The sequence below is a fragment of the Niveispirillum sp. SYP-B3756 genome (assembly GCF_009495745.1).
Classification (GTDB): domain Bacteria; phylum Pseudomonadota; class Alphaproteobacteria; order Azospirillales; family Azospirillaceae; genus Niveispirillum.
Genome location: NZ_WIDQ01000021.1, coordinates 46,519 through 65,914 on the forward strand (window position 1 = coordinate 46,519; position 19,396 = coordinate 65,914).

The window sequence follows — 19,396 nt, forward strand, 5'->3', positions numbered from 1 at the left end:
GGGGTCGCCATGAACACCACAAACATGCCCGTGCGGGCGTTCCAGTGGCGGAAAACGCCCTTGGCCATGACCCTGCCTCCTGAAGCGCGGGTGGCGGCCTGCCGTGCCGCTTTCGCCTCGGGACGAGCCACGCCGGCAACGGGAGTGCTTTTCCTGGAAGCCTTGTTCCGCATGGCACATTTCGACGAGGCCATCGCCTTTTCCGAAGAGAACCCGCGGCCTCCAGGCTGCGATCCGGCATGGGATGCCGCCCTCATCCATAATCTGCTTGGCAGCGGTCAAAAGGAAAAGGCCCTGGCCCATGCCAACGCGGCGTTGAAGATGGCCCCCGGATGCTGGCCGATCGTGCATGAGCGGGCCGAGCTTCTGCTCCGCTTGGGCCGGGGCGCCGAGGCGGAAGCGGATATCGTGGCGCTGCTGGAGCAAAGCCACCTGTCCCTGACCCCGCAGATGAGTATGCATCTCAAACGGAGCAAGGAGCCGGCCCAGTTGCTGGAACTTCTCGACCGTTGGCCTGGCCGTGTTCAACCCGGTATCGCGCCGTGGCTGCGGGTGCAGTCTCTGCTGGCGCTCGACCGGCGGACGGAGGCACTGGAATGGATGGATGTGGACAACCTTCTGCATCAGGAAGTGCTGCCGCTGCCGGATATCACCGACAGGGATGCCTTTCACAACGCACTGATGCAGGAAACCACCGAGAGCGGATCGTTCCGTTACGAACCGCTCGATCTGGCAACGCGCAAGGGCCAGCAGACCAGCGTTCTGCTGAATGGCACCACCAGTATGCCGGTTCTGTTGTCGGCGATCCGCGGTGCCATTGACCGTTATGTGGCACGATTGCTGCCTGATTCCCCGTTCACACGGAGCATACCGAAAGCCGGGGCGCTGGATGCCTGGATGGTCCGTCTTGGACCCGGCGGCCGGCAGGCTGCGCACCTGCACCCGTCAGGCTGGCTCAGCGGTGTTTATTACATTTCAGCGCCGGGCGTCGATGAAACAGCGGGTGCTCTGGTCATCCCCTATGACAAGAATCCTGTCTGGCCGGTCCACACCCTGGTGCCGGAATCGGGTAAGCTGGTGCTTTTCCCGTCCTATTTCATGCATCACACCCTGCCGCACCGCAGCGAACAGCAGCGGGTCTGCGTGGCGTTCGATGTGCTGCCGCGGGGGGAAAACGAGATGACGCTGCGCTGATCACCCGTTTCCGCCGTCGGTCATCTGAAGGAATCGCGCCGCCATGAAGGCCTGAGCACAGTCGGAAATGCGGATAAATTGATCCAGCGTAGAGCACGCTGTGTCGATGGCCGGCCAATCATCGCCCAAAAAACGTTCCATTGCTTCCAGATCGAAAATCCGCCGCGCCGACGCAGAGCTTTGCAGACCCGGCAAGGCGGCACGCATACTCTCCCGCCAAGTCTCGGCACGGATGGGGAAGCTGGAGAAATCGTCGCCAAAGCGATGATCGTTCACAATCGCCTCGGGAAGCCGCCCGGCCAGCATCCGGCGCATTAACCACCGGGTCCGCCCACGGCGCAAATATTGGCTGGCCGGAACCGACAAGGCAAAATCGACAATCCGGCGGTCAGCGAACGGAGTCCGCAGGCTCATGCCATGGGCACGCCAGGGCAGATACAGGCCATCAAGATAGGGGTGGTCACGCCCCATCGGCTCCAGCATATTCGACCGCTTGTCACGGGCGACGGCCCAGGCCCTGTTCCAGCCATATCGCTCAGCCGTCGCCTTCGCTGTCTCCGGCGACAGAAAAGCCGTGGAACCGTGGGGATCTGTCCATACCAGGGGCCGGCGCCGCAGCCGCCAGACCCAATCCGGCACCGCCGTACCGGCCAGCGCGCGCATCATGGACGGCCCCCGCCGCCGGACAAAATGCAGCATGTTCCAGGCCAGCGCGAACCAGCGCCCGGAATTGCGCAAATCATCGAGATGATGCCAGCCGTCAGCCGATAAGGTTTGATTGCCGCCCTGGCCGCCCAGCACGGTGGTGATGCCGTCGGCCTTCATCATCCGGCGGGCATCCTCCAGCAGTCCCGACAGGTGAGGGGTGGTGGAAAACAGCCCCGTCTGGCGCTGCCGGTCCATGGTGGCCATGTCACCGGGGGCCGTCCTGTAGGGGATGAACCTGACGGTGAAATCAGGATGGTTCTGCAAAAAAGCGTCAACCACCGGCCGTTGATCGGCGATCTTGTCCCGGCGGCGCCAGACGCAAAGGTCCGGTGGGTCGAACACGGCATAGCCGATCAGCGGCCCCAGCTTCTGCCGCAACACGCTTTCCGCCACCGCCAGACTGTCAAGGCCACCGCTGAGCAGGATGCCGGTGCGCTCCCCGTCGCCGCCATAATGATCCCTGACCACACGATCGAAAAGGTTGCGGGCAGCCTCAACGTAATCATCATCCGACCATCCCGTTGGCGCGTCCCGGACCGTGGGAACCCACCAGCGCCGGCAGTCAACAATCGCATCGCGGGTCAGGGTCAGGACATGGGCGCGCGGTACACGCCGCAGGTCTTTATAGCCGGTTTCCGTTGCGTCCATGGCCGTCATGGTCACCGCAGCGGCAAACGCCACGTCATCCAGGCCCGGATCGACACCGGGCAAGGCCAGCAAAGGCCGGGGGTGATTGCAAAAAGCGATGAAGCGGCCAGGGTAATGGACAAAGAACAGGGGCCGGGACGGGGTTTGGTCACGGCACAGCCACACGGTTGCACATGTGGGATCATAGGCGAAGAATGTGAATTCCCCGTGCAGGTGACCTGCCGCCTCGGCACCCCACCGCAGCCAGGCCGCAGCCAGAACATCCTCGGACCGGCGGTGGCCTTGCGGCAAATCCAGCTGAACGGCCAGGTCGTCGATGTTGGCGAAACGGCATTCGCCGCCGATCACCACCCCTGACGAAAGCGTTCTGACGAATCGTTGAGCCGGAGTCCGCTGCGCAAGCCGGACTGACGCTGCGGCAATGGTCAGTCCCGCGTACCGCTCAATGCGGGGCGCCCCACCACACCACGGCGCAAGGGCCGCCCCCAGAGCCGCCGACGTAAGCACGGCATCTTCCCCAAAAGGGAGGATACCCAGAAAATGGATCATACACACCGCCAGCCCTTAGGAAGGGCTGCTCAGACCATCATCATCCGTGGAGTTGTTGGTGGGACCATAGGTATTGTCCGCGATATCAACCTGATTCAAAACCGGTGCGTTCCACGGTTTGCGGGCGGAAAAATTCTCGTCAGCCGACAGCCGGTTCGTCTCACCTCGCTCCATCATCACCCCCCTTTTTAGCCGTAAATATCATTACTCTTGTGAGGTCAAATTGTATCCAGGCCCCTATCCGTTTGCAAGCGGGATCGAAAACGCGATGCTTGCAGCGCTATCGGGGCCAAATCAGCGCAGGAGCCTGGATTTCCCGATCGGGTTACGTGGCACTACGTACAACTCGGCAAGCCGATCCAGAACGCCTTCGTGGAAAGCTTCAACGAAGGCTTGCGACATAATTGCCTGACTGAAACCCTCTTTCATGCCCTGCGGTGCGCCTGCCAAGTTCTGGTCGACTGTTATAGAGAATACAACAATATTCAATCCGATAATTTCAATGCAAAACCATATATCCCTGATCACAGCCGGAGACAGTTTGCGGATGAGAAACAATATATTAAGAATCGATCGAATTTTAAATTCGATCGATTCTTAATTGACACGGTATCCGTGCACATGTCATATGCTCATTCACGCTTCATTGCGCGTACATCGGATAATAGATGTCGCGTCAGCAAGGGGGGCATCAAGCGTGGGCGACTATTTTATCGGCGAGATCAGGATATTCAGTTTCCAACCGACGTCTGTTCCGACTGGCTGGATGCAATGCAATGGCCAGGAACTGACCATCGCGCAATACACGGCCCTTTATGCACTGCTCGGTGTTCAGTTCGGTGGCGATGCCAGGACCAAATTCAATGTGCCCGATCTGCGCGGACGCGCCATCGTTGGCACCTATACCGGCGGGCATCTTCCGGTCAACGTGAACACCAAGTACCCCCAGGGGATCACCGGCCAGGCGGGTGTCGAAAGCGTGAAGCTGACCGCCGCCCAGGTTCCTCCACACATCCACACCGTCTACGCCTCGAAAGGCGCGGCAGAGTCCGCTTCGCCAAAGTCAGGGCTGTATGCCAACGTCGCCGGCTCAATCGCAAACTACTTCATAGCGTCAACGTCCGCGACACCGGCGGCTCCCCTGGATAGCAGAACCATCGACACCGTCGGCGGAGGGGGCGCACATGAAAACCAGCAGCCTTACCTGACGCTTAATTTCTGCATTGCAACGTCCGGCGTCTTTCCGTCCCGTCAATAAAACGTATACCGGATTAAAGAGGGAGCACGATAATGGATCCTTTCCTTGGAGAAATCCGGATCTTCGCCGGTTCGTACGCGCCAATTGATTGGAGCTTCTGTAACGGGAGCACACTTGCGATCAAGCAATACGAGGCGCTGTATGCCCTTATCGGGGCCACTTATGGTGGTAATGCTGTTACTGATTTCAAAATTCCCGATTTGCGGAGCCGAGTGCCCATTCATATGGGACAGGGGCCAGGGCTGACCATCAATCACGGACTCGCCAGCATTGGCGGTGTCGAAACGGTGACTTTGACGATCGCCCAGGTTCCGGCACATACCCATGCGATGAATGCCACCACCTCGCAAGCCAATTCCGAACTGCCGAACAATGCCCAATTGGCCACTGTGGACAAGGGCACGCAGTTCATCACCGGAAATGCGCCCAACCTGTTCAGCTTTCCCATGTCCGCCAACATGGTGAGTACGACCACCGGAAATCAGCCTCACCTCAATATCATGCCGACGATGGGGCTTAACTACATTTTCTGCCTAACCGGCATTTTTCCGATGCATAATTAAGGAGAGACGATCATGGATGCGTTTTATGGCGAGATCCGCGCCTTTCCTTTTTCCTTTTGCCCTGAAAACTGGGCCTATTGCAACGGTAACCTTCTGTCTTTCGCGCAATATCAAGCTATTGCCGCCATATTGGGCACCAGGTTCGGTGGTGACGGCAAGACGACAATCGGGCTGCCTAATCTCAACGGCTTGATCGTTGCCGGTGTCGGCGCAGGTCCGGGGTTGACAACGTGGGCTTGGGGAACGACTGCGGGGTCGGAGCAGGTTACGATCGTCTCAAGCATGTACCCGTCCCACACTCACGCCGTGACCGCGATGTCGGGTGCCTCTGCATCGCGTACTGCGTCTCCAAACACGGCGGCGCCACTGTCGTGCCTCAGCCTTCTGAACGACGGTACAACCAACCAGAAAACCTTCGACATTAGTCCTGTTGCGCAAGGAGATCTGATGCCGATGGCAGCCACCTCGCTTTCGCCCAGTATGGGCGGCGGCCAGGCACACGAAAACCGCCAGCCAGTCTTGCCGTTGAGCTGGTGCATGTGCGTCAGCGATGCGGTTTGGCCTCAGCATCCATAACCTTTGGCCGAAGGAAGACGAAATGACCGCTGAGGCACCATTTCGCCTGCCGGGCGTTCAGAATGCGCGGCGGCCCGCCCGCCCGCTGCGCATTCCACTGCCCGAAACGCCCGAATTGCAACAACTGAACGTAAAATTGCGGCCTGAAACGCCTGACGACATACCGTTCCTGATTCAACTCTATGCCCGGTCGCGGTCGGCTGAGATGCTGATGCTGGACACGTGGGACGGAGACATGAAAAAGGACTTTCTCGAAAAGCAGTTCAGCTATCAATATTTGCATCACTCCCGCTATTACACGAACGCCGATTTCACCGTCATCACCATGGCGGACCGCCCCATCGGCCGGATCTATCTGTTCTGGGACAATGATGGCGGGCGTGACTGCCGGCTGTTCGAATTCCAGCTCGTCCCTACCGTCCGCAACCGGGGCATCGGCAGCGCCCTGCTGTCCGCACTGCTGCGGCAGGCCCAAACGCTGAAACGGTCGGTCAGTCTGCACGTTGAACCGATCAATGGAGCAAGGCGGCTTTACGCCCGTTTCGGCTTTCTGCCTGTCGGTGCAGAGGCGAAAGGTGGAATGATGATGATGCGCTGGAACAATGGCCCCCTGGAGCAAGGTTTGCGACTGGCCATCTGAATAGCCATACCCGAGAACACCTTCCTGAATACCGAAAAAGCAAGGCGCCGTGGACCAAAGTCCCGGCGCCTTCTTCATGAAGTACGAAGACATTCACGGATGTGTTTATCCGGAAAGTATATGGTGCTTTTTAGAGCCGGGTGCGGTTAACCGGAGTGGCTCAAGACGTTATCATATCAATCTCCCTTGATCGTGACCGATCCAGGGAGAGTTCGTGTTCCCTCATGCGCCGGGCGGGCGCTTCCGCGCCCTTGGCTTGACAAGCCGCGAGGTGCTGAGCCCGCGGTCGCCGGTCTCCAGTCCGCCAAGGGTCAAACCCTCGGCGGCTTGGTATCAGTTGAATCCCACCTGATAACGGATGGTCCCATCGGCATTGTGCCCTACCGGTACCATAAACAGGTCGAACGTCCCCAGCGTATCGTGAGTCAGGGGATGGGTCTGTTGGTTGAGCACCAAATTCGGAGTCGTTCCGTGAAGAAACAACGAAAACGGCAAACGCAGCCGGCGCGAATCGGTATCCGCCTTGCCGGCAACAACACTATCCAGGCGCAATGCCTCTGTCACATCCGGATGGGTAACGGTAAAGGTGTCGCCGACCAACGGGGAAAAATGCTCCAGCCGAAGATCGGCAACCTGCAATTCTGCTTCAGACATCACTATCCTCGCGCATCATGATAATAGGATAATATCAACTTTTACGAAAGTCCGCCACAGATACAAAAGACACCACGCTAATTAATAATAATGATCAAATCCCTCTCCAGCATCTGATCAAGCCACGGGATGACGTCATGCTGGATGGTTTCTGCGTCGGCGTTATAATCCCGCTGAAGCGCCGCACATAATTCACCAACCGACATCACGTTCTGCAAACGTTTCCAAATGTCCGAGCCAACCGGGTCGAGATTGTAATAGCAGCCGGATATGACATCCAGCATCACCACTTCGTCATCGACTTCGGAAAACAAAGGAGGCGGACTCGCTTGGCTGATACGAGTCTCGGACGTGATGGTCATGATGGCCCCGGTTTGCAACAAAAACATTCAATACTATCATTTTCTGAGCATACATGACAATCGTTTTGCGACACGCCCGGGAAAGTAGCAACTCGCTTATGATGACGAGCATCCCCCCTTACCCCACCGCCGCCTTGATCAGCCCCGCCACGTCGCCATCATCGCGGAACCCTGCTGCCCGTGCGGCGGTGGCGATCAGGGGCGGCTGGCTGGCGAATTTGGCCTCCACCGCCGGGTCGGGGGCATAGGTCACATCAAATGCGCCGAACCGGTCGGTCAGGGCTGACACCAGTTCCCCCAGGGTCAGGCGCAGCACGGGCGGCAGCCAGACGCGGCCCTGACCGGGCAGAGAGGCCGCGTGCAGCAGCGCATCCACGGCAGCCGAAACCGACATCCACCAGCACACGCCCTGCTCGGAGACCGGCAAGCGCACCGGGCGATGGTCCCGTGCCGCCCACATCACCTCGCTCATGAAGGCGGAGATCAGACCCGATGGGGCAGGGGGCCGGGCGACGATGCCGGGCAGGCGCAGGCTGCTGCCATCAATGAAGCCGCGCCGGCTGTAATCCGTTACCAGCAACTCGCCGACCAGCTTCTGCATCCCATAGGACAGGCCGGGCCGGGCGGGCGTGGCATCATCCACCTGATCGGGCAGCGGGTCGCCATAGACGGCCACCGAACTGGCAAAGACCAGCCGGGCCGGCCTGTTCTGCCGGCGCAGCGCATCCAGCAGCCCCTGCGTGCCACCGAGATTGGCCGCCATGCCCAGATCGAAATCCCGCTCCGCCAGCCCGCCGGGCACGGAGGCGAGATGGAAGACCAGATCGGCCGGTAAGGCCAGCGCATCGGCCCAGATGCCAGCATCAGCAATATCACCGGTCACGGGGGTTACACGCGGATCATCGGGCAGGGCGCTGAACTGCCGGTCCACGAGGGTCAGGCGGGCGAAAGCGGGCCCCGCCCCCGCCAGCAGATGGCGGACAAGGGCGGCACCGACGAAACCACCGGCACCGGTAACAAGGATATGCATGGGATTTCCTCCGATGCCGTCACGATAGGGGCTCGACCACCATCACCAAAATCGTATTTACTGAACCAAACTATCGGCCTGACCGATGGATTGGGAGGATGAATAATGCGGTTCCAGAAACTGGACCTGAACCTGCTGGTGGTGCTGGATGTGCTGCTGGAGGAGCGCAGCGTCTCACGCGCGGCCAACCGGCTGAACCTCAGCCAGTCGGCCGTCTCGGGCAATCTGGCCCGGCTGCGTGAATTCTTTGACGACGATCTGCTGGCCCAGATCGGCCGCGCCATGGTGCCGACGCCGCTGGCCGAAAGCATGGCCCAGCCGGTGCGCGACATCCTGATGCAAATTCAGTCCACCATCGAAACCAAGCCCAGTTTCGACCCGGCCAGCGCCACCCGCGCCATCCGGCTGCACGCGTCCGATTATGTGACGGAGGTGCTGCTGGCTCGCGCCATCGCCAAGGCGCGGGCGCTGGCCCCCGGTATCCGGGTGGAGATTGATTTCATGGACGATATGGTGCTGGACCGGCTGGGGCGCGGACAGGTGGATTTCCTGCTGACGCCGGATAATTTCACCCATCCCGACCATCCGAAGGAAAAACTCTTCACCGACGAACATGTTGTCGTTGCCTGGGACGGCAATCGGCAGGTGGGCGACGCGATCAGCTTTGACCAATATATGGCGATGGACCATGTGCAGGTACGCTTCGGCATGAAACGTTCCCCCTCCTTCGACCAATGGTTTATGGAACGCTTCGGCTATGCCCGCAAGGCAGCGGTCTTCGTGCCGGATTTCACCACCGTGCCGGCCATGCTGGTGGGTACCGACCTGCTGGCCACCATGCACGCAAGGCTGGCAAAACAATATGTCCAGCGCCTGCCGCTGCGCATATTGCCGCTGCCCATCGAATTTCCGATCTTGACGGAAATGATCCAGTGGCACCGGCATTTCCAACGCGATCCAGCCCTGCTCTGGTTCCGCCAGCTGCTGCGGGAATGCGTGGCGGAACAGGATTTATGATGTTTACCACATAAAATGAGTTTATGTGTTGATCCCGATATTGACGATTTATCGGGGTCAGCGCATATTTGTGGGCAGGAGAGGTCGCCCATGTCCCAACTTGCCCGCACGCCCAAGCAGTTGGGTGCCGTCATTCGCCGCCAGCGCCGCAAACTGGGCCTGACCCAGGGCCAGTTGGGGGAGCGTGCGGGCCTGCGCCAGGAAACCATTTCACTGATGGAGGCGGGCAACCCCGCCAACCGGCTGGATACGCTGCTGGCCGTGCTGGCGGCCCTTGACCTGGAATTGCAGGTGGCCCCGCGCACAGGCCGCGTGCTTGAGGATTTGATCTGAGCCATGGGACGCCGCCCCCGCCATCCGCCGCCCCTGCGTGTTTATCAGAACAACCGTCTGGTCGGATATCTGCGCCGGGAGCCGGGGGGCGCCATCCTGTTCCATTACGCCGACGAATGGCTGGGGCGGGATGGGGCCTTCCCCATCTCCCTGTCGCTGCCGCTGCGCGATGATCCCTGGAAGGGGGAGCCGGTGGCGGCGGTGTTTGAAAATCTGCTGCCGGATTCCGATGCGCTGCGCCGCCGGGTGGCGGATCGCGTGGGGGCGGGCGGCTATGACGCCTATCATTTGCTGGCCGCCATCGGGCGGGATTGCGTGGGCGCCCTGCAGTTCATTGCCGATGATGCCGATGGGCCCGCCCCAGACGCCCCGCTGACGGGCGAAAGGGTGGATGGGCCGGCCATTGAAAAGCTGCTGCGGAATCTGGCCCTCGCCCCGCTGGGCCTGTCGCGGGAGGATGATTTTCGCATTTCCGTTGCCGGCGCGCAGGAGAAAACGGCCCTGCTGCGCCATGAAGGCCAATGGATCAAGCCCCTGGGCACCACCCCCACCACCCATATCCTGAAGCCCCCCATCGGCCATCTGTCCAATGGGCTGGATCTGTCGGACAGTGTGGAAAATGAATTTCTTTGCCTGCGGCTGCTGCACCATCTGGGCCTGCCGGTCGCCCAGGCGGAGATCATGGCTTTTGGCTCCACCCGCGCGCTGGTGGTGGAACGGTTCGACCGTGCCTGGATCAATGGCCGCCTGATCCGGCTGCCGCAGGAAGATTGCTGCCAGGCCCTGTCAGTGCCGCCTGCGCGCAAATATCAAAGCGATGGCGGGCCGGGGCTGGTGGAGATTGCCACCCTGCTGCAGGGTGGCGATAATCCTGCGGCCGATCTGGCCACCCTGTTCAAGGCGCAACTGGCCTTCTGGCTGATCGGCGCCACGGATGGACATGCCAAGAATTTCAGCCTGTTCCTGCATCCGCGCGGCGGCTATGCCCTGACCCCGCTTTACGATGTGCTGACCGCCCAGCCCAGCCTGGATGCCGGCCGGATCGACCGACGGCAGATGAAGCTGGCCATGTCGGTCGGCGAAAACCGACATTACCGCATTGATGAAATTACCCCCCGGCATTTCCTGCAGACAGCCGCCCGCGCCGGGCTGCCAAAGATGCTGGCGGAAACGGCCCTGGCCCAGGTGGCGGCGGATATGCCGGCGGCCCTGCACAAGCTGGCGGCCAACCTGCCCGCCAGTTTTCCCATGGCGCTGTTTGAATCGGTATCCGCCGGCATCCAGCGCCGGCTGCGGCTTTTACCTGGTGACGCTGGATAACGGTACCAACCCTGGCATCCATCGGCCAAACCGATAGATCGGATCAGCAAATACGATTACGCCGATGGTACGGCCGCTGATATGGTTTTCCCTGCAAATGACCAGACCAGCCAACAAAGGCTGGCGGCGGGGAGGATGACCGGTATGAACCCGGAAGAACGGGCGACCCTTGGGCCGCCGATGGCTGATCCATGACCAGGGGCTGCATGGCGGGTTTTTCCCTGCCTGTCGGCATCCGGCCATGATTGCCCGCTGATCCCCCACCGGCTGCAACGAAAACAATCCGGCATCACGTCCGGAAACAGCCCCGCTTGTGCAATGGCAGGGCGGCCCCAGGAGGAGACCAAAGATGCGCGCCTATAAAGCCCTGTTGCTTTCAACCGCCCTGCTGGCCGGTACGACGCCGGCAGCCCTGGCCCAGGATGCCGGAGAGGCGGGGCTGGATGAGATTGTCGTCACCGCGCAGCGCCGGACGGAGAACCTGCAGAAGGTGGCCATCGCCGTCACGGCCATTTCCACCGACGATCTGGTCAATGCCGGCGTCACCGACACGATCGGGTTGACCAAGCTGGTGCCGGCCCTGGTGGTGCAGCCGGGTGGCGGCTCCAATAACGGCTTTTATCTGCGCGGGGTGGGCACGCTGGGGCCAAACTCCTTCTCTGAAAATGCCATCGCCTTCAATTATGGCGGCGTCTATATCGGCCGCCCCACCGCCCCCGTCGGTGCGCTGTTCGATCTGGCGCGGGTGGAGGTGCTGAAGGGGCCGCAGGGCACGCTTTACGGTCGCAACGCCACCGGCGGCGCCATCAATGTGCTGCCCAATCGCCCCGACCTGTCACGCACCAGCGGCGAGGTGGGGGCTGAGATCGGCAATTACAATCTGCGCAAGGGCAGTGCCGTCCTTAATACCCCGCTTTCCGAAACGCTGGCCCTGCGCATTGCCGGGCAGGCTTTGGACCGCGATGGCTATCTCTCCGACGGTTATGATGATGAGAAGGGGGAGGCGGCCCGCGCCTCCCTGCTGTGGGAGCCGAATGACCGGCTGAGCCTGCTGGTGATGGGCGATTATTTCCACCAGGGTGGCAAGGGGGTTGGCGGCGTGCTGGTGCCCGGCAGCCTGACCCCCACCGCCCCGGCCGTATCGGACCGGATCGGCGGCTCAGACGCGGCCAGCATTGCCGAATTGCGGCTGCGTTTCCCCGGTCTGATCAATCCCGGCCTGGTGGTGCCGCCGCAGAAGGATGGTTTCAACGATAATACGTTCTGGGGCGTCTCGGCGACGCTGGATTACACGTTCGATGCCGGCACCCTGACCGTGTTGCCGGCCTATCGTGACAGCCGGCCGGATTTCCGCTTCTACAGTGTCGGCTTCCAGGGCGATATGCAGGAAACCTCCAAGCAAAGCTCCCTGGAAGTGCGGTTTGCCTCGGCCGAAGACAGCGCGTTCCGGTATGTGGTTGGTGGCTTCCTGTTCCATGACAAGGTGGACGCGCTGAACAGCTTCTTCCAGGGCGGGCTGTCCACCACCACTTTCATGCCCCACCAGAAGACCAGCAGCAAGGCGCTGTTCGGCCAGGGTACCTATGATGTGGCGTCGGATTTCCGGCTGGTGGCCGGTATCCGCTACACCCATGAAAACAAGGAACAGACGACACCGCTGCGCCAGAGCAGCGTGTTCAACCCCAACCCGCCCTTCCTGACGGCGACGGGGGACGAGAATTTTGAAAGCGTCACCTGGAAGGGCGGGATCGAGTTTGATGCCGGACCGCAATCGCTGCTCTATGCCAATGTCGCCACCGGCTTCAAGGCCGGCGGCTTCTATCCCGCCGTGGGCCGGAACAGTTTTGAGCCGGAGAAGCTGACGGCCTATACGCTGGGTTCCAAGAACCGCTTCCTGGGTAACCGGCTGCAATTGAATGCCGAAGCCTTCTGGTGGGATTATCAGGATCAGCAGATCGGCTATATCGGCCCGGTGGAGGTGCGGCCCGGTGTCTATGGCCAGGCCTCGGTGACCGCCAATGTCGGCCAAGCCCGCATGTATGGGCTGGATCTGGAAGCGCAGTACCGGCTGACCCATGATGATGAGATCAGCCTGAACCTGCAATATATGGACAGCAAATATAAAAGCTTCGTCTATACCGCCATTTCCGCCAATGGCGCGCCGCTGCCCAGCGGCTGTGCGGTGGTGCCCAATACCTCGCTGCCGGTGGAAGCACCGGCTCGCCTGTTCACCGTGGATTGTTCCGGCAAGCCGGCGGTGAATGCGCCGAAATGGTCGCTCAACCTGTCCTATGAGCATACATTCACCCTGCCGGGGGATTATGCCCTGATGGCCGGCGCGCGCAGCCGTATTGAAAGCGGGCGGTTCCTCTCCATCGATTACCGGCCCGAACAGCATCAGGGCGGCTATATGACCTCCGATGTCTGGCTGACGCTGGAAGCGCCGGAGAACAGCTGGTCGCTGACCGCCTATGTCAATAATCTGGAGGATAAGGACATCTATTCCACCTCCGTCACCCGGCCGATCCTGAACGTTGTCTATAACGGCCTGCGCCCGCCCCGCACCTATGGCGTGCGCGGCACGGTGCGGTTCTGAGGGGGGCTGCGCACATTCCTGATCATACCGGCTCCCAACGACTTTACCGACGATAAGCGCTTTCCCCACCGTCACCCCGGCGAAGGCCGGGGTCCAGTTTCGTAAAGCAAAGTGCTTGCGGCCCCTGGACCCCGGCCTGCGCCGGGGTGACGGGTAAGAAATAGCCCTCATCGCACGCATCCCAGCCCCCAAAGGACACCCCCATGCAACCCGCTTCGTCCCGCCCACCGGGGATTGCCACCGGCATTGCCCTGCTGTTGCCCTGCACCTCGGCGGTGATGGGGATATTGCTGCTGGTGCCGGTGGCACCGCAGATGATGGCTGCCTTTGCCCATGTACCGGGGGTGGAATTCCTGGTGCCGGTGCTGTTGACCCTGCCGGGTCTCTGCATCGCCCTGTTTTCCCCCGTGGCCGGCATGTTGGCCGACCGGTTCGGGCGCAAGCGGCTGTTGATCATCGCCATGCTGCTCTATGGGCTGGCGGGGATGGCGCCGACGCTGTTGACGGATATCGGCCCCATTCTGGCCAGCCGCGTGGCGGTGGGCCTGTGTGAGGCGGTGATCATGACGCTCTCCACCACCCTGATCGGTGACCTTTACAGCGGCAAGGTGCGGGAACGCTGGCTGTCCTCCCAGACGGCGGTGGCCTCGGTTTCAGCATTGCTGTTCCTGGCGCTTGGCGGCGTGCTGGGCCGCCAGGGCTGGCAGGCACCCTTTCTGATCTATGGGCTGGCCTGGCCGATGGCCATCGGTGTCGCCTTGCTGGTGCGCGAGCCGGCGGGGCAGGGGGGCCATGTGGCACGCATCCGGATGCTGGACTGGTCGGGCCTGCCGGGGCGGCATATGGCCTTGTCCTGTGGCACCACGGTGCTGGCCGCCATCCTGTTCTATACCATCCAGGTGAATATCAGCACGGTGCTGCCCGCCCATGGCGTCACCGATCCCGGTCAGATCGGCCTGTTCTCCGCGCTGGCCAGCATCGGCGTCCCGCTCGGCACGCTGGTTTTCTGGCGGCTGGCGCGGCTGGATGTGCGGCTGCTGCTGGCCGGGGAGTTCAGCCTGATCGCCGCCGCCTTCATCGCCATGGGGCTGGCGGGCAATGCCGGGCTGTTCATCGGTTTTGCCTTTGTCGGTCAGCTGGCAGCCGGCATGTTACTGCCCACCTTGCTGACCTGGGCCCTGTCCGCGCTGAACTTCACGGTGCGCGGCCGCGGCACCGGGCTATGGCAATCCAGCTTTTCCATCGGGCAGTTCCTGTCCGCCCTGGTGGTGCCAGCCCTGACACTGGCCACCGGATCGGTGGCGGCAGCGCTGCCGGTGATCGGTCTGGGCGCTCTGCTGGTGGGGGCCGTCAATCTTTTCCTGCTGTTGCAAAACCGGAGCGTTTCCGCATCATGACCCAGCCTTTCCGCCGCATCGTCACCGCCCATGATGATCAGGGCCTGTCGGTGATCCGCAGCGTTGATACGCTGACGCCGTCGCTGATCGACAGCGGCGATGCCGCCTTTCAACTGGTCTGGGCCACGCCGACCGTGCCGGTCGACCTGAATGCCGGGACCGACGGCATGGTGCCGGCCGGTAAGACCCTGCATGGCGGATCGGTCATCCGCATTGTGGACATGCTGCCGGGCAAGGCATCACCGCTGCACCGGTCCTATTCCATTGATTACGGTATCGTGCTGTCCGGTCAGCTGGAGCTGGAGCTGGATGATGGTTCGGTCACCGCGCTGCAGGCGGGTGACATTGTGGTGCAGCGCGCCACCAACCATCTGTGGCGCAACCCGTCCCCCGATCAGGTCTGCCGCATTGCCTTTATCCTGATCGAAGCGCTGCCGGTGATGGCGGGGGGTAAGGTGCTGCCGGAGGTGCATCCGTAAAAACCACGTTCCGGCGGCGGGGAGGGTTGGCACGGGTATTACCGTGCCAGCACCCGCGCTGCTGACTTGGTCGTTTCCACGGCTTGGCTCACCTTGCCGATGGAACCGTTGATCGCGCCCAGATTCTGCGTCACGGTTTCCACGGCGGCGGCGGTTGTCTGCATACTGGCGGACATGTCGCGGGTAACAGCACTCTGTTCTTCCACGGCGGCGGCCGTGGTGGAAACATATTCGCGCACATTGGCCACGGCGTTGCGGATCTGCTGAAGCGCACCGACCATATCGGCGGAAAGCGCCTGGATGCCGCCGATTTCCTGGGTGATTTTCTGGGTGGCACTGGCCGACTGATTGGCCAGATTCTTCACCTCCGTCGCCACCACGGCAAAGCCGCGCCCGGCCTCCCCGGCGCGTGCCGCCTCGATGGTGGCATTCAAGGCCAGCAGGTTGATCTGACCGGCGATGGTGCGGATGGTGTCAACCACCCCTTCCATGGCCTGGGCCACCGTGTCAAGCCGCTGGGCGGCCTGATCAGCCTGGTCAGTCACCTGCACGGCATTATCGGTGGCAGCCCGGGACTGCGCCATGGAATGGGAGATTTCATTGATGGAGGCTGCCAATTCTTCTGTGCTGGAGGCCATCATCTGTACCGCCGCAGAGGTCTGGTTGGCGGCAGAGGCCGCGCTGGTGGCCTCACTGGTAGAATGACCGACGGCTTCATCAATCTCTCCGAAATTGCGGTCGATCAGCTGTTTCAGATTGGCCAGCATGTCTATCTGGGCGGTGATGTCGGTGGCATATTTCACCACCTTCATCGGCTTGCCATCCGGGTCCAGGATCGGGTTATAGGAGGCTTCGATCCAGATGATTTTGCCGCCCTTACCGATGCGCTTGAACTGCCGTGACTGGAACTGACCGGCGCGCAGCGCCTGCCAGAAGGCCCGGTAGTCGGTGCTGTTCTTCTCCGTCGTTTCCACGAATATGCTGTGATTGCGGCCCTTGATCTCCTCCAGCCGATAACCGACGGCGTTGAGGAAATTGTCATTGGCCCACAGGATATTGCCATCCAGATCGAATTCGATGACGGCGTTGGATTTGCGGATGGCGGCGACCTGGCCAGCCATCTCCACCTGTTCCACTACCTTGCTGGTCACATCAATGGCATATTTCACCACCTTGGTGACCCGCCCGTTTCCATCCAGAACCGGGTTGTAGGAGGCCTCAACCCAGACAACTTTACCGCCCTTGCCAATGCGCTTGAAGGTGCGGACCTGGAAGTCGCCGCGGTTCAGCGCCCGCCAGAAATTCGCATAATCGGCACTGTTCTTTTCAGCCGGATCGACGAACAGACTGTGATGCTGCCCCCGTATTTCCGCCAGGCGATAGCCCATCACATCCAGAAAATTCTGGTTGGCGTCGAGGATCGTGCCATCCGTATTGAAGGAAATCATCGCCTGGGAGCGGTTGAGCGCGGCGATGATTTGCGTTGCGGCATCCTGTTTCTTCAGCAGATTGAACACCATTTGACTGACCCCTCCATACATAGGAATGTTTTTCGGGGTCGTTGTCCCCGCGCTGCCTGCTTCAAAAATTAGGGGAAAGCGCTTTTTCAGAACAGTGGGGATCCTATAGCCATCAGCATAGTTTTGATGTCTCGTTGGTTGAATTCTATCAATCTCGATCTAAGTAAAATATTAACCGATATTTATAAATTCTCTACCAACGGCGGTGCCTGTCATCTCTTCACTTTATCATAGCGGTGGCTCGGTCTTCCGCATCAAGCATCTGCCCACCACTTGCCAGAAAGCGGCTGGAATCCGGCAATGTCAGCAAAGAAAGCCGTTTGTCCATCTCCCAGCCCGGCCGCAGGCCGATGGGCGATTCCAGATGCCGGGTGCTGCCTCCGGCAGCTTGCCCACGTCCTGGCGGCTGGGATGGCTTCTGATCAGTCTTCCAGCCAGATCAAGATCCAGCACCAGACTGTCGAGCTGGACCACGCGGGCCAATGCCGCTTCATAGGCGGTATTGCGGGCCTTGTCCTGGACCAGAGCCCAATGCCATTTCAGCACCCCGAGCGAAAGCGGCCCAGGCATCCCGCCCCTTGTCCTATAGAGCCTGTTCAGCGAGCGGATTCACGCTCCAAAGCGATTCCGCTGCCTGCAACGCCAGCCATGCACCGGTGCCGGGAATTAGGCGAAGTTTGAAAGGAGGGCCGGGCGAAAGAACATGCCGGCCCCCTTCAGAGCCGAGAAAGGCGCTTCAGCAGGAGGCGATCCTGGAAGCAATCGGCAGCAGAATATCGGCTTACCGCGCCAGGGCGGTGAAATAGTTGATTGTCCTGCTCAATCCTTCTTCCAGCGCAATCTGCGGTGCCCAGTCAAGCAAGGCCTTTGCCTTGCTGATATCGGGTTTGCGCTGCTTGGGATCATCCTGGGGAAGGGGCTTGTGGATGATCTTTGAAGCGGATTTGGTAAGGCGTATAACCGTCTCCGCCAGCTCAAGAATTGTAAATTCCCCCGGATTGCCAAGGTTCAGGGGGCCTGGATATTCGGCCGGGGTTGCCATGAAACGAATGAAGCCATCAACCAGATCGTCAACATAGCAAAAAGAGCGTGTCTGGTCGCCCTGGCCATAGACCGTGATGGGTTCGCCGCGCAAAGCCTGCATGATGAAGTTGGAGACCACACGCCCATCCTGGGGGTGCATCCGCGGACCATAGGTATTGAAGATGCGGACGACCTTGATCTCCAGCTTGCACTGGCGATGGTAATCGAAGAACAAGGTTTCCGCGCAGCGCTTGCCCTCGTCATAACAGGAGCGGGGGCCGATCGGATTCACATTGCCCCAATATTCTTCCGGCTGGGGATGGACGGTCGGATCGCCATAGACCTCACTGGTGGAGGCCTGCAAAATCCGCGCGCCAACGCGCTTGGCCAGACCCAGCATGTTGATGGCACCATGCACGCTGGTCTTTGTGGTCTGCACCGGATCATGCTGATAATGAATGGGCGATGCCGGGCAAGCCAGATTGTAAATCTCGTCCACCTCCACATAGAGCGGGAAGGTGACGTCGTGACGCATCAGTTCAAATCGGGGGTGGTCCAGCAGATGGACAATGTTCTTCTTAGACCCTGTGAAATAATTATCGACGCAAAGGACGTCGCACCCCTGGGCAAGCAGCTTCTCACAGAGATGGGAACCGAGAAAGCCAGCACCGCCGGTCACCAGCACGCGCTTGTCATATCCGTAATGCACTGACATAGCCACCCCATAAGAAACAAAACGTTTACAAGACAACATCAGCCGATCCTGAACCCGATCGGCTAAGGGAATATACGAGAGAGCGGCGCTGAAATCCTGTGGCGATCATTCGCCCCTGGCCACGAACGTCTTTCCTGTCTTGATTGTTCATCAATTTAGGCTTTTTGTCGAGATGAACCGGCCACCGCCCACCCGTCGCACCGTCGGCATCTCCCGTGCTGCCTGTCACACCGACCTCTATCGCAGTGGAAAGGCTGCCGCCTCCGCAGCCAGCTTGTCGGCCAGCCGGGCCAGGGCCGCCGTGATGGAGGCGGCCACATCGGCCGGGTCTGACCCGGCCAGCGGCACGCTGAAATCTTCCTGCCCCGCCCGCACCGGCCGGTCGCCACGCGTGCCCACCAGAGTCCAGCGGGCGGCCAGGCGCAGGGTGCCGTCGGCCTGCGGGTCCAGGGCCGTCAGGTCGATGGAGAGATCGGCATCGGGGATGCGGCCATCCCCCTCGATCAACAGATTGCCCGGCCCCAGCCGGCTGGCCAGCGCGCCGGAGAGCACGCGCGCGGCCCCGTCGCTCAACCGTTCAGCCCATTCCACCTGGGCCGCCTGGGTGACGCGGCCGCCCTGCACCTGGGTCACCACCGGCAGATCATCCTGATATCCCGGTACACGCAGCGGGCGCAGCAGCAACCGGGCCGGCTGGGCCGCCACCGGCGATGCGGCGGGGGCTGCCGGCAACACCACCAGACGCGGCGGTTCAGAAGCGCAGCCGCCCAACAGCAGGCCGGTCAGCAGAACGGGAAGGAAAAGCCGCTTCATC

20 protein-coding genes and 1 pseudogene are annotated in these 19,396 nt (G+C 61.0%); 12 read left to right on the forward strand and 9 right to left on the reverse strand.

The window, feature by feature from the left end:
• Positions 1 to 9 precede the first annotated feature (9 nt).
• On the forward strand, positions 10 to 1,194 hold the full coding sequence (locus GE253_RS23420; RefSeq protein WP_153206575.1) for a putative 2OG-Fe(II) oxygenase: 1,185 nt from the start codon (positions 10 to 12) through the stop codon (positions 1,192 to 1,194).
• On the opposite strand, the gene GE253_RS23425 is transcribed toward GE253_RS23420, so the two are convergent.
• Positions 1,195 to 2,898 (reverse strand): asparagine synthase-related protein, encoded by a 1,704-nt coding sequence (locus tag GE253_RS23425; protein ID WP_173012798.1) that lies wholly within the window; start codon positions 2,896 to 2,898, stop codon positions 1,195 to 1,197.
• Between the two features lie 216 nt (positions 2,899 to 3,114).
• On the reverse strand, positions 3,115 to 3,276 hold the full coding sequence (locus GE253_RS23430) for a hypothetical protein (protein ID WP_153206577.1): 162 nt from the start codon (positions 3,274 to 3,276) through the stop codon (positions 3,115 to 3,117).
• Between the two features lie 144 nt (positions 3,277 to 3,420).
• Here GE253_RS23430 and GE253_RS23435 point away from each other — a divergent pair.
• The 5 genes and pseudogenes from GE253_RS23435 to GE253_RS23455 form a co-directional block, all read left to right on the forward strand.
• A pseudogene (locus tag GE253_RS23435) lies at positions 3,421 to 3,570 on the forward strand (integrase core domain-containing protein); the annotation flags it as partial.
• Positions 3,571 to 3,796: 226 nt separating this feature from the next.
• Complete coding sequence (locus GE253_RS23440; RefSeq protein ID WP_173012799.1) at positions 3,797 to 4,357, forward strand: tail fiber protein; 561 nt, start codon at positions 3,797 to 3,799, stop codon at positions 4,355 to 4,357.
• Positions 4,358 to 4,389: 32 nt separating this feature from the next.
• Positions 4,390 to 4,920, forward strand: coding sequence for a tail fiber protein (locus GE253_RS23445; protein WP_153206579.1), 531 nt, complete (start codon positions 4,390 to 4,392; stop codon positions 4,918 to 4,920).
• A gap of 12 nt (positions 4,921 to 4,932) precedes the next feature.
• On the forward strand, positions 4,933 to 5,496 hold the full coding sequence (locus tag GE253_RS23450) for a tail fiber protein (protein WP_153206580.1): 564 nt from the start codon (positions 4,933 to 4,935) through the stop codon (positions 5,494 to 5,496).
• 22 nt (positions 5,497 to 5,518) lie between these two features.
• A complete protein-coding gene (locus GE253_RS23455) occupies positions 5,519 to 6,136 on the forward strand; it encodes a GNAT family N-acetyltransferase (protein WP_153206581.1) in 618 nt (205 codons plus the stop codon).
• Positions 6,137 to 6,469: 333 nt separating this feature from the next.
• On the opposite strand, the gene GE253_RS23460 is transcribed toward GE253_RS23455, so the two are convergent.
• The 3 genes from GE253_RS23460 to GE253_RS23470 form a co-directional block, all read right to left on the reverse strand.
• On the reverse strand, positions 6,470 to 6,790 hold the full coding sequence (locus GE253_RS23460; RefSeq protein ID WP_153206583.1) for a hypothetical protein: 321 nt from the start codon (positions 6,788 to 6,790) through the stop codon (positions 6,470 to 6,472).
• 77 nt (positions 6,791 to 6,867) lie between these two features.
• The gene (locus tag GE253_RS23465; RefSeq protein WP_173012800.1) at positions 6,868 to 7,152 is read right to left on the reverse strand and encodes a PqqD family protein; all 285 of its coding nucleotides are present in this window, start codon (positions 7,150 to 7,152) and stop codon (positions 6,868 to 6,870) included.
• A 118-nt stretch (positions 7,153 to 7,270) separates the two neighbouring features.
• The gene (locus GE253_RS23470) at positions 7,271 to 8,182 is read right to left on the reverse strand and encodes an NAD-dependent epimerase/dehydratase family protein (RefSeq protein WP_153206585.1); all 912 of its coding nucleotides are present in this window, start codon (positions 8,180 to 8,182) and stop codon (positions 7,271 to 7,273) included.
• 105 nt (positions 8,183 to 8,287) lie between these two features.
• On the opposite strand from GE253_RS23470, the gene GE253_RS23475 reads away from it, so the two are divergent.
• From GE253_RS23475 to GE253_RS23500, 6 genes are all read left to right on the forward strand, one after another.
• A complete protein-coding gene (locus tag GE253_RS23475) occupies positions 8,288 to 9,199 on the forward strand; it encodes a LysR family transcriptional regulator (RefSeq protein ID WP_153206586.1) in 912 nt (303 codons plus the stop codon).
• Positions 9,200 to 9,289: 90 nt separating this feature from the next.
• Positions 9,290 to 9,532: a helix-turn-helix domain-containing protein gene (locus GE253_RS23480; protein ID WP_153206587.1), complete on the forward strand. Its 243-nt coding sequence runs from the start codon at positions 9,290 to 9,292 to the stop codon at positions 9,530 to 9,532.
• Positions 9,533 to 9,535: 3 nt separating this feature from the next.
• Positions 9,536 to 10,852, forward strand: coding sequence for a type II toxin-antitoxin system HipA family toxin (locus GE253_RS23485; protein ID WP_153206588.1), 1,317 nt, complete (start codon positions 9,536 to 9,538; stop codon positions 10,850 to 10,852).
• Between the two features lie 349 nt (positions 10,853 to 11,201).
• Positions 11,202 to 13,448 (forward strand): TonB-dependent receptor, encoded by a 2,247-nt coding sequence (locus GE253_RS23490; RefSeq protein ID WP_153206589.1) that lies wholly within the window; start codon positions 11,202 to 11,204, stop codon positions 13,446 to 13,448.
• A gap of 203 nt (positions 13,449 to 13,651) precedes the next feature.
• On the forward strand, positions 13,652 to 14,845 hold the full coding sequence (locus GE253_RS23495) for an MFS transporter (protein ID WP_153206590.1): 1,194 nt from the start codon (positions 13,652 to 13,654) through the stop codon (positions 14,843 to 14,845).
• Positions 14,842 to 15,324 carry a cupin domain-containing protein gene (locus GE253_RS23500; protein WP_153206591.1) on the forward strand — a complete coding sequence of 161 codons (483 nt, stop codon included), beginning with the start codon at positions 14,842 to 14,844 and terminating at the stop codon, positions 15,322 to 15,324. Before GE253_RS23495 ends, GE253_RS23500 begins: the two co-directional genes overlap by 4 nt.
• Positions 15,325 to 15,362: 38 nt before the next feature.
• On the opposite strand, the gene GE253_RS23505 is transcribed toward GE253_RS23500, so the two are convergent.
• From GE253_RS23505 to GE253_RS23520, 4 genes are all read right to left on the reverse strand, one after another.
• Positions 15,363 to 16,844, reverse strand: a complete 1,482-nt coding sequence (locus GE253_RS23505) for a PAS domain-containing methyl-accepting chemotaxis protein (RefSeq protein WP_153206593.1) — start codon at positions 16,842 to 16,844, stop codon at positions 15,363 to 15,365.
• A 303-nt stretch (positions 16,845 to 17,147) separates the two neighbouring features.
• Positions 17,148 to 17,414, reverse strand: a complete 267-nt coding sequence (locus GE253_RS23510) for a hypothetical protein (protein ID WP_153206595.1) — start codon at positions 17,412 to 17,414, stop codon at positions 17,148 to 17,150.
• Positions 17,415 to 17,625: 211 nt separating this feature from the next.
• Entirely contained in the window at positions 17,626 to 18,582 is a 957-nt protein-coding gene (locus GE253_RS23515; protein WP_153206596.1) for a UDP-glucuronic acid decarboxylase family protein, read from the reverse strand.
• Between the two features lie 237 nt (positions 18,583 to 18,819).
• Positions 18,820 to 19,395, reverse strand: a complete 576-nt coding sequence (locus GE253_RS23520) for a PqiC family protein (RefSeq protein ID WP_211101562.1) — start codon at positions 19,393 to 19,395, stop codon at positions 18,820 to 18,822.
• Position 19,396 lies beyond the last annotated feature (1 nt).

Bases quoted from the DNA above. Each gene is read 5' to 3' on its own strand.
- GE253_RS23505 (WP_153206593.1), bottom strand. From the start codon at position 16,844: ATGGTGTTCAATCTGCTGAAGAAACAGGATGCCGCAACGCAAATCATC.
- GE253_RS23460 (WP_153206583.1), bottom strand. From the start codon at position 6,790: ATGTCTGAAGCAGAATTGCAGGTTGCCGATCTTCGGCTGGAGCATTTT.
- GE253_RS23495 (WP_153206590.1), top strand. From the start codon at position 13,652: ATGCAACCCGCTTCGTCCCGCCCACCGGGGATTGCCACCGGCATTGCC.
- GE253_RS23455 (WP_153206581.1), top strand. From the start codon at position 5,519: ATGACCGCTGAGGCACCATTTCGCCTGCCGGGCGTTCAGAATGCGCGG.
- GE253_RS23485 (WP_153206588.1), top strand. From the start codon at position 9,536: ATGGGACGCCGCCCCCGCCATCCGCCGCCCCTGCGTGTTTATCAGAAC.
- GE253_RS23450 (WP_153206580.1), top strand. From the start codon at position 4,933: ATGGATGCGTTTTATGGCGAGATCCGCGCCTTTCCTTTTTCCTTTTGC.
- GE253_RS23510 (WP_153206595.1), bottom strand. From the start codon at position 17,414: ATGCCTGGGCCGCTTTCGCTCGGGGTGCTGAAATGGCATTGGGCTCTG.
- GE253_RS23475 (WP_153206586.1), top strand. From the start codon at position 8,288: ATGCGGTTCCAGAAACTGGACCTGAACCTGCTGGTGGTGCTGGATGTG.
- GE253_RS23445 (WP_153206579.1), top strand. From the start codon at position 4,390: ATGGATCCTTTCCTTGGAGAAATCCGGATCTTCGCCGGTTCGTACGCG.
- GE253_RS23500 (WP_153206591.1), top strand. From the start codon at position 14,842: ATGACCCAGCCTTTCCGCCGCATCGTCACCGCCCATGATGATCAGGGC.
- GE253_RS23515 (WP_153206596.1), bottom strand. From the start codon at position 18,582: ATGTCAGTGCATTACGGATATGACAAGCGCGTGCTGGTGACCGGCGGT.
- GE253_RS23480 (WP_153206587.1), top strand. From the start codon at position 9,290: ATGTCCCAACTTGCCCGCACGCCCAAGCAGTTGGGTGCCGTCATTCGC.
- GE253_RS23465 (WP_173012800.1), bottom strand. From the start codon at position 7,152: ATGACCATCACGTCCGAGACTCGTATCAGCCAAGCGAGTCCGCCTCCT.
- GE253_RS23490 (WP_153206589.1), top strand. From the start codon at position 11,202: ATGCGCGCCTATAAAGCCCTGTTGCTTTCAACCGCCCTGCTGGCCGGT.
- GE253_RS23420 (WP_153206575.1), top strand. From the start codon at position 10: ATGAACACCACAAACATGCCCGTGCGGGCGTTCCAGTGGCGGAAAACG.
- GE253_RS23520 (WP_211101562.1), bottom strand. From the start codon at position 19,395: ATGAAGCGGCTTTTCCTTCCCGTTCTGCTGACCGGCCTGCTGTTGGGC.
- GE253_RS23470 (WP_153206585.1), bottom strand. From the start codon at position 8,182: ATGCATATCCTTGTTACCGGTGCCGGTGGTTTCGTCGGTGCCGCCCTT.
- GE253_RS23430 (WP_153206577.1), bottom strand. From the start codon at position 3,276: ATGATGGAGCGAGGTGAGACGAACCGGCTGTCGGCTGACGAGAATTTT.